The organism is Streptomyces cellostaticus, from assembly GCF_001513965.1.
Taxonomy (GTDB): domain Bacteria; phylum Actinomycetota; class Actinomycetes; order Streptomycetales; family Streptomycetaceae; genus Streptomyces; species Streptomyces cellostaticus.
On the sequence record NZ_KQ948088.1, the window covers coordinates 1 to 7,567 of the forward strand.

The 7,567-nt window shown below is 68.1% G+C and carries 6 protein-coding genes and 2 pseudogenes; 4 read left to right on the forward strand and 4 right to left on the reverse strand.

Annotated features, from left to right (window positions below):
- Positions 1-316: recombinase family protein (locus AQI88_RS42010; RefSeq protein ID WP_159050588.1), on the forward strand; the 316-nt coding region annotated here is incomplete at its 5' end.
- 174 nt (positions 317-490) lie between these two features.
- Here AQI88_RS42010 and AQI88_RS42015 read toward each other — a convergent pair.
- Together AQI88_RS42015 and AQI88_RS42020 are read right to left on the reverse strand one after the other, a co-directional pair.
- Positions 491-1,786, reverse strand: a complete 1,296-nt coding sequence (locus tag AQI88_RS42015; protein ID WP_079058193.1) for an MFS transporter — start codon at positions 1,784-1,786, stop codon at positions 491-493.
- Entirely contained in the window at positions 1,783-2,322 is a 540-nt protein-coding gene (locus tag AQI88_RS42020; RefSeq protein WP_067011092.1) for an ArsR/SmtB family transcription factor, read from the reverse strand. Before AQI88_RS42020 ends, AQI88_RS42015 begins: the two co-directional genes overlap by 4 nt.
- Before the next feature lie 615 nt (positions 2,323-2,937).
- Here AQI88_RS42020 and AQI88_RS42025 point away from each other — a divergent pair.
- Positions 2,938-3,423: a nitroreductase family deazaflavin-dependent oxidoreductase gene (locus AQI88_RS42025; RefSeq protein ID WP_067011101.1), complete on the forward strand. Its 486-nt coding sequence runs from the start codon at positions 2,938-2,940 to the stop codon at positions 3,421-3,423.
- Positions 3,424-3,485: 62 nt separating this feature from the next.
- Positions 3,486-4,105 (forward strand): annotated as a pseudogene (locus AQI88_RS42030) (transposase); the annotation flags it as partial.
- An 881-nt stretch (positions 4,106-4,986) separates the two neighbouring features.
- Here AQI88_RS42030 and AQI88_RS42035 read toward each other — a convergent pair.
- A pseudogene (locus AQI88_RS42035) lies at positions 4,987-5,813 on the reverse strand (transposase).
- Positions 5,814-5,880: 67 nt separating this feature from the next.
- On the opposite strand from AQI88_RS42035, the gene AQI88_RS42040 reads away from it, so the two are divergent.
- Positions 5,881-6,183, forward strand: coding sequence for a putative quinol monooxygenase (locus AQI88_RS42040; RefSeq protein ID WP_067011094.1), 303 nt, complete (start codon positions 5,881-5,883; stop codon positions 6,181-6,183).
- 533 nt (positions 6,184-6,716) lie between these two features.
- Here the strand turns inward: AQI88_RS42040 and AQI88_RS46440 are convergent.
- Positions 6,717-7,022: a hypothetical protein gene (locus AQI88_RS46440; RefSeq protein ID WP_159050589.1), complete on the reverse strand. Its 306-nt coding sequence runs from the start codon at positions 7,020-7,022 to the stop codon at positions 6,717-6,719.
- Positions 7,023-7,567: the final 545 nt, after the last annotated feature.

Consider the following 7,567-nt stretch of genomic DNA (forward strand, 5'->3'; position numbering starts at 1 on the left):
TAGCCGCCAGGCGCAGGGCGGGCGGGCCATGTTCGGAATACTGTCTGTACTGGCAGAGCTCCAGCGGGAGCTGATCGTGGCGAACACCAACGACGGGCTCGCATCCGCGAGGGCCCGGGGGCGGGTCGGCGGGCGCCGGCCGAAGCTCACCGCGGACCAAGCCGCGCTCGCCCAACGGCTCTACGACGAGCGGGAGAAGACCGTCCAGCAGATCGCCGACATGTTCAGCGTGCCGAGGTCGACGGTGCACGGGCACCTCGACAAGACCAACACCGTGCCCCGCCAGCCGAAGAAAACCGCAGTCACGAAGCCCTGAAAGCTACCAGCGGGTTACTTGTTCCCTGGTGTCCGGGCTAGGACTCCGGGGCCGGACCCGGACGCCGCCGAGGACGACGAGGACTGACGGCCGGCACACCCGACCGACCCGGCCACTCGTTGCGCCCCGCGGGGGCCTGGCACCCGACGTGTTGTGACGCCTTCGCGGCAGGCGTCACAACAAGTCGGGTGCACTCTCCTGGGCGGGTTCCTTGGATGCCGGGTGATCCGGACCGCCGGCCGGGGCGGCGGCACGCAGCGACGCTTCGACCCGGCGGTTGTTGGTCATCGATGCCGTGACGGCCGTCATCGCCAGGAGGAGGACGGCGGCGGCGTAGAGCGGGGTGCGGATGTCGTAGCTGGTGGCCAGCCAGCCGCCGAGGAAGGCCCCGATGGGGGCGGCGCACATGGCCAGCATGCGGGAGGTGGAGGCGACCCGGCCCATGAGGTGGGCCGGGACGATCGCCTGCCGGAGGGAGGGCCCGAGCACCATCGTGGCGCCCATGCCGGCCCCGCAGACGGCGAGCGCGAGGCCGGCGACGTACGGGTTCGGGGCAGCGGCCAGGCCCAGGATGGCCAGCCCTTCGACTGCGGCCGTGCAGGTCAGTGCGGTGCCGGTGCCGAGACGTCGGCCAAGAGAGGAGGCGATGCCTGCACCGAGCAGACCGCCGGTGGCCTCCGCCGTGAGGAGCAGGCCGAAGCCGTAGGTGTCGATGCCGAGGCGGTCGTGCGCGAAGAGGGCGAGTACGGTCTCCACAGCGAGGAAGGCGATGTTCCCGACCGCCGGGCGGAGCGCGAGCCCGAGCAGCAACCGGTCCCGGAAGACGTACGAGGCGCCGGCCCGCGCCTGCCGCAGCAGCGACTCACGGGCCTGCGGTACGGGCCGGGGTGCGGCAGGCAGCGACCGTACGAGCAGTGCGGAGAGCGCGAACGACACCGCGTCGGCGAGCAGCGGAACCGCCCGCCCGAGCGCGAGCAGAGCACTGCCCGCGGGCGGCCCTGCGAAGCCGGACGCGGCGGTCTGGGTGCCGCGCAGGCGGGAGTTGGCGCGCTCCAGGAGTGCGGGGTCGCGGCCGAGCAGATCCGGCAGATAGGCCGTGGCGGCCGTGTCGAAGAAGAGGCCGCCGAGGCCGAGCAGGAAGGCGACGGCCGCGAGCAGCGGAATGCTCAGCACGTCGAGCGCGGCCGCTGCCGCCGGTATCGCGAGCAGCACCGCACGCGCCGCGTCCATGACCCACATCGTGCGCCGACGGTCCCAGCGGTCCACCAGCGCACCGCCGAGCACCCCGAAGAGCAGCCACGGCAGCGTCCCGGCGGCCGTGACGACGGCGAGGGCCATCGGATCCCGCGTCAACGTCAACGCGAGCAGCGGCAGCGCGGCATGCGACACCCCATCACCGAGCGAGGACACCGTCTGCGCAGTCCACAGCCGTCCGAAACCGGTCGGCAACTTCCGAATGCCTGAGGTCACTTGGCGCCTCCCTCGGCCTGCTCGCGCGGTGCCGGGTGGAACAGTGCGAAGACGAGTGACGCGTCCGGCAGCGACGGATCGGACAGCTCCCGGTACTCGTCCGCCAATGCCTGCAGTCGCGCGCCCAGCTCCGCGAACTGCTCCTCGGTGAGCCGCAGATGCGCCATCCGTACGTGCCGCTCGCCATCCACCGGCGACGCCTCCAGGTCCGCCACCGCATGCCGCATCAGCACATCCGGCCCTCCCTCGCCCGGATCCGGCAGCACGATCGCCCGTGCGGCCATCGCGTAGTACCGCTCGGTGACACCCCGCACCTTCCGCGTCCGTACCACCTTCACCAGGCCGGCCCGCTCCAGCAGCCGCACGTGATAGCTGGAACTCCCCTTCGCAAGGCCCACCCGCTCGGCGATCTGCGTGATCGTCGCCGGCTCGAAGCGGAGCACGGCCATGATGCGGTGGCGCGTGAGATTGGAGACGGCGCGCAGCTGCTCGTCCGTGGTGACGTGAAACGTCTCGGGAAGATCATCGGTAGGCATGCGAGCAATGGTCAACGATTCTTGACCATTGTGCAAGGGGATTTCGCGCGGATCTGCTGTCCGGTGTCCTGTCTCAACTGCTGGAACGCGGCGGCAACTTCCTCGCGCTGGAGCAGCCAGAGGCGTTCGTCACCGACGTCCGCGCCTTCTTCGGCGCACTCCGAGGCTGACGCTTACGCTTGGCATCCCGAGAACGCCCGGACCGTCCACGACCTTGAAGCGCCAGGTCGGGACTGCCCGGGCTGAACCACTCCGGGTTCCCCCAGACGGGCGGCAGCCTCGGATTCCTCAACTTCACCGCGCAGTCGGTCGTCACATCGGCCAGATCGCCTGAGACGACGGGCGAATCGTGCCGGAGCAGCTGAGATCGGGACCAGGAAGACCGAGACAGGACATCCGGTGCGCGAGACCTTCTGTCAAAGCCCCCTGTCCCGTCTCATTCGATCTTGCCGCCGGGCGACGCCCTGATCTGCGGAGAGACAAAGCGGGTGAGACACCGGAACCTTGCCGTCTCACTTGAACTTGTCGGCAGAGCGGGCACGGCGGTCTCGTCTCGGCGCAAGGCTTGTGTTGAACTGGGCAACATAAGCCGTAAGCGACGACGGGGTGACCGCGATGCCTCTTGAGGGCGAGTACGAGCCGAGCCCGGCGCAGTGGGTGCGCGATCAGGTCGAGCTGTATGAGAGTTCGGGCGGCACGCAGGGGACGACGCTTTGGGACACGGGCCTGCCGGTCGTCATTCTCACGACGCGCGGCGCGAAGAGCGGCAAGATTCGCAAGATCCCGCTGATGCGCGTAGAGCACGAGGGGCGGTACGCGGCCGTGGCCTCGAAGGCCGGCTTCCCGCGTCACCCGGTCTGGTACTTCAACGTCAAGTCCGACCCACACGTGGAGCTCCAGGACGGCTCGATACGCCAGTACATGACGGCCCGTGAGGTCACGGGGGACGAGAAGGCCGAGTGGTGGGAGCGTGCGGTCGCCGCGTATCCGCCGTACGCCGAGTACCAGGAGACGACCGACCGTGTGATCCCCGTCTTCGTGCTGGAACCCGTGTACGTGGTACGGCCGGCGGACGCCCCACCGCCGTCGACGAGGAACTGAACTCCGGGCCTCGGCTCGGTCTGACGAGGCGCCGCGCGGCTGGGGAGTCCGAGGCGGACATGGACGTCTCACTGCTGGTAGCGGCCTACTGGCGTACGAACTTGACGCTGCGGCAGCTCGCCCCGCTGTTCGGGGTGTCGAAGTCAGCCGCTGACCGCATCATCGGCCACCTCGGGCCGTCGCTCGCGCTCCAGCCCCTCAAGCGGTTCCGCATGGACGCCGTGCTGATCGTCGACGGCTCCCTGGTCCCCACGCGGGATCATATGGTTGCCGAGCAGTCGAAGAACTACAGGTACTCGACCAACCAGCAGGTCGTCATGGACGCCGACACCCGACTCGTCGTCGCCGTCGGTCGGCCGGTCGCCGGCAACCGCAACGACTGCAAGGCGTGGGAACTGTCCGGTGCGAGGCCACCGTCGGCGGGACCGCGGTCATCGCGGACGGCGGCTGCCGGGGCACCGGCCTGGTCATCCCGCACCGCCGCGAACGCGGCCGGACCGAACTGCCTGTTCGGAAGGAGGAGCACGACACCTCCCACTGCAAGGTCCGGGCCCGCGTCGAGCACGTCTTCGCGCGGATGAAGACCTGAAAGATCCTTCGCGACTGCCGTCTGAAGGGCGACGGCATTCACACCGCGATGCTCGGCATCGCCCGACTGCACAACCTTGCCCTCATGGGATAACTCCCGCCGCACACGAGACCACCTTGAAGAGGGGCCCAAGGGAGACGGCTGAGCCAAAGCACGATAGGTGTCACCACCGGCATCCGCTGAACTGCGGCTTCAGTCGGGCCAAGCACAGTGGTTGTCACCGATACGGCGCGCTGCCTGTCACCAGCAGCACGCGAAGCAGGCCATTTCGCTGCCGCCCCGCGCCGGGCGGCGACCTGATCCAGCCCGGCTCCAGGCGAACTCCCCCGATCCCTGCCGCCGCGGTCGGACCGCCACCCAGCACCGCCACTGGACCACCAACGGACCGCCACCCGGGTGCCGTGGGTGACGGTCCAACAGTGGCGGGAAGGCGGTCAGCAAGTCGGTAGGAAAGCGTCCCTTCCGTGCTCCGGCCAAGGAGGGGTTGCCGGCGCCTCGCCCCGCGCTCCCGCCTGGGGGAGCATCTCGCTGTTCCGGGCCGTCCGCGATCACCCACACAGGGGGCGCTCGAAGTGGAGCCGCACAGGCACCTGGCACCGCAGGACGCCACTACGGCCGGGGCCGAGGCCCGCGGGGCGCCGTACACACAGCAGTGCCGTCACCGGCCGCGGCCCGCCGTCCCGCAGGTGCTCGCGGCGAAACTCCCGGAAAACAACGGTCCTGGCGGAGAAGACCGCGAAGAAACTCAAGGGGAGCGACGGAGCCCACATGGCTGTCGCGTCTGCCAGAACCGGGTCGCCCGGGGGAACCTCACCGGAACCTCACTCTCGGGCAACCCGACCAGCTGAGTCGAGAAGGCACATAACCCCGGAACTCCCGGACCAAAGCTTTATGGGGAATCCGCACGGGCTTTCGTAATCTCATGAGGTGAACTCCGGGCATACATATGGCAGGAGAACACCTGCAAAGGTCAGCTAAGGCTTGTCCCGCAAATGATCGAATGGCAGAGTCAGACAGCACTGCGGCTGAGCCTGCTGGGTCTGTCCAGCAAGAACGATGTTGTGGAGGTGTGCGATGCCGAGCATCGCGTGATGAACGCCGTCCCCCTTGAGACGGCAGTCGCGGAGGATCTTCCAGCCCTTCATGCGGGCGAAGGTGTGCTCGACGCGGGCGCGGACCTTACGGTGTGAGCGGTTGTGCTCCTCTTTCCAGGCTGACAGTTCGGTCTGGTCGCGTTCGCGGCGGTGTGGGATAACCGGGCCGGTGCCGCGGTAGCCACCGTCCGCGATCACTGTCGTGTTACCGACGGCCGCCTTCGCGCCGGAGAGGCCCCAGGCCTTGCAGTCGTTGCGGTTGCCGGGCAGGGGCCTTCCGACTACGACGACGAGCCGGGTGTCGGCGTCGATGACGACCTGATGGTTGGTGGAATACCTGTAGTTCTTCGACTGCTCAGCCACCGTGTGGGCACCAGGGTTCCGTCCACGATGAGGACAGTGTCCTTGCGGAACCGCCGACGTGGCCGGACCGCGAGGAGGGGCCCAAGGTGGTCGATGATTCGCCCGGCCGAAGACTTCGAGATCCCGAACAGCGGGCCGAGTTGGCGCAGCGTCAAGTTCGTCCGCCAGTAGGCCGCGACAAGCAACACCCGGTCGTCCAGCGGCAAGCTCCACGGCCGACCCCGCTGGACCGCGTCCGCTCCCTCGCGGCGCAGTGCGGTCACCAACTTGGCGAAACCGCGTGGGCTCAGTCCGGTGAACGGCCCTATCCAGGACGGCTCCGACGCCGTGATCACACCAGCCACACCAAGATCATCTCACTCCGTGACCAGCGGTTGCGGGATATCCCTTGGGTAGATTTCGCTTCAGCGCATGTCACAGCCGATACAACTCGTCATCCTCATCACTGCACTTCCGGGCCGCGGCCAGGAACAGATCACTGCATTCGAGCGTCTAGCGCCGGTCGTGCGAGCCGAGCCGGGATGCCTGCAATACGACATGCACCAGGTGAGCGACGAGCCCGACCGCTTCGTTCTCATCGAGCGATGGTCGTCGAAGGACGCACTTGCCGCGCACGATGCCACCCCACACATGATCGAAGCCGATGCAGCCAGCCCGGCATTCCGAGCAGGTCCCGCAGAAGTCATCCAGCTTGTCGCTGAACCCCTGGCCTGACCTCACCACGTACCCCGCCCGGAGCCGTTCCTCCTAAACACTGGCTGCGGGCACAACCCTCGTGCGCGGACCTACCTCGGCAACGCTCCCGGGCGTAGGGACCGCAGGGGTAAGCAGCGGGTCGAGGACGTGCGCAGACCATTGATCACGGCAGGTGGTTGGCGGGCAAGTCGGCGGACCACAGCGGGCTGACTGAGGGGTGTCCCTTGACCAACGGTTACGGGACACCCTTAGGCTGACCCACCACGTCATCCACGCCCAGGCTCGCGGACCGGCCCCTTGCTTGTCCGGTCCGCTATAGCCCCTGGGTGCAGGCTCATCCGCCGGGCCTGCACTCCCAGGCCAGCACGGCAGGAGGAACCGCGCTGCCACAGCCAGGGACACCAGGAAATCCGTGATCCCCGGCCTGTGCACCTCACCCGCACCTGTGCCAGAACAACAAGCCAGCTGTTACCGACCCCGCACGCAGGTCAGTTCCTGATGGCAGGCGCATGGCCCCGAGACAGACCGGACGCAGCGGCCTGGGTCACGGGCTACACCACGGTGTTGGGCGCCACGACCGGCTGGATCGCCCCCGCGCCAACCGAGGAATTACCCACTCCGCTGACGGACGGAGCGACCTGCGTCTCGGGGTGCACCGCAGTGTTGGGCGCCACACCCGACTGGATCGTCCCCGTGCCAACCGTGGAATTGCCCACTCCGCTGACGGACGCGCCGCCATGGTTGACGGACGCGCCGCCATGGCCGTGAGCCGAGGCCGAACCGGCCGCGGCCAGCGCGGCGACAGAAGCACCGCAGACAGCGGCGGCGACGGCGAGCCGGGAAATCGCGAGAGACATGCATACTCCTAATACCTGGGGCAATTGCTTTTTACATATCTCTCAACGAGTTACAAATTCTGAGGTTACTACCGTTACGTCATATGGCTTCCTCCTCCGGCGCGGGTTGACTCGTCGCGAGGGACACCGATGCCACGTCGTGTGAGTTCGTGCCGGTCCGGAACGGAGGGCGGCAGGTGGTCCGCCAGAGGTCCGGCCAGGCCTGCGGGAAGGGGGGTTCCCGCCCAACCCTCTGACCCCCCACAGGCTGTAGGCCCGGGCAGCAGATCCGGGTGAGCGCGAGACGGGCGTCGACCAGCTCGCGCAGCTCCTCCGCCGACCCCAGGCCCCCCGCGGCCTCATCGCCCACTTGTTCTGTGTCCTGTTGCGCGGGCGTCTTGTCCTGTCAGATTGCATCTGTCAGATAGCGAGCCGTCGACCTGCTGGGATGCCAGGCCGTGTGAGAAGACGGAAGCTCGGGGTTCTCAAACGACCTGGCTTTCGTGGAGGGCGAGGACTGTCCAAAGGCGGCAGCAGGTGAGACCTGCCTGCGGGGACCCCCGATA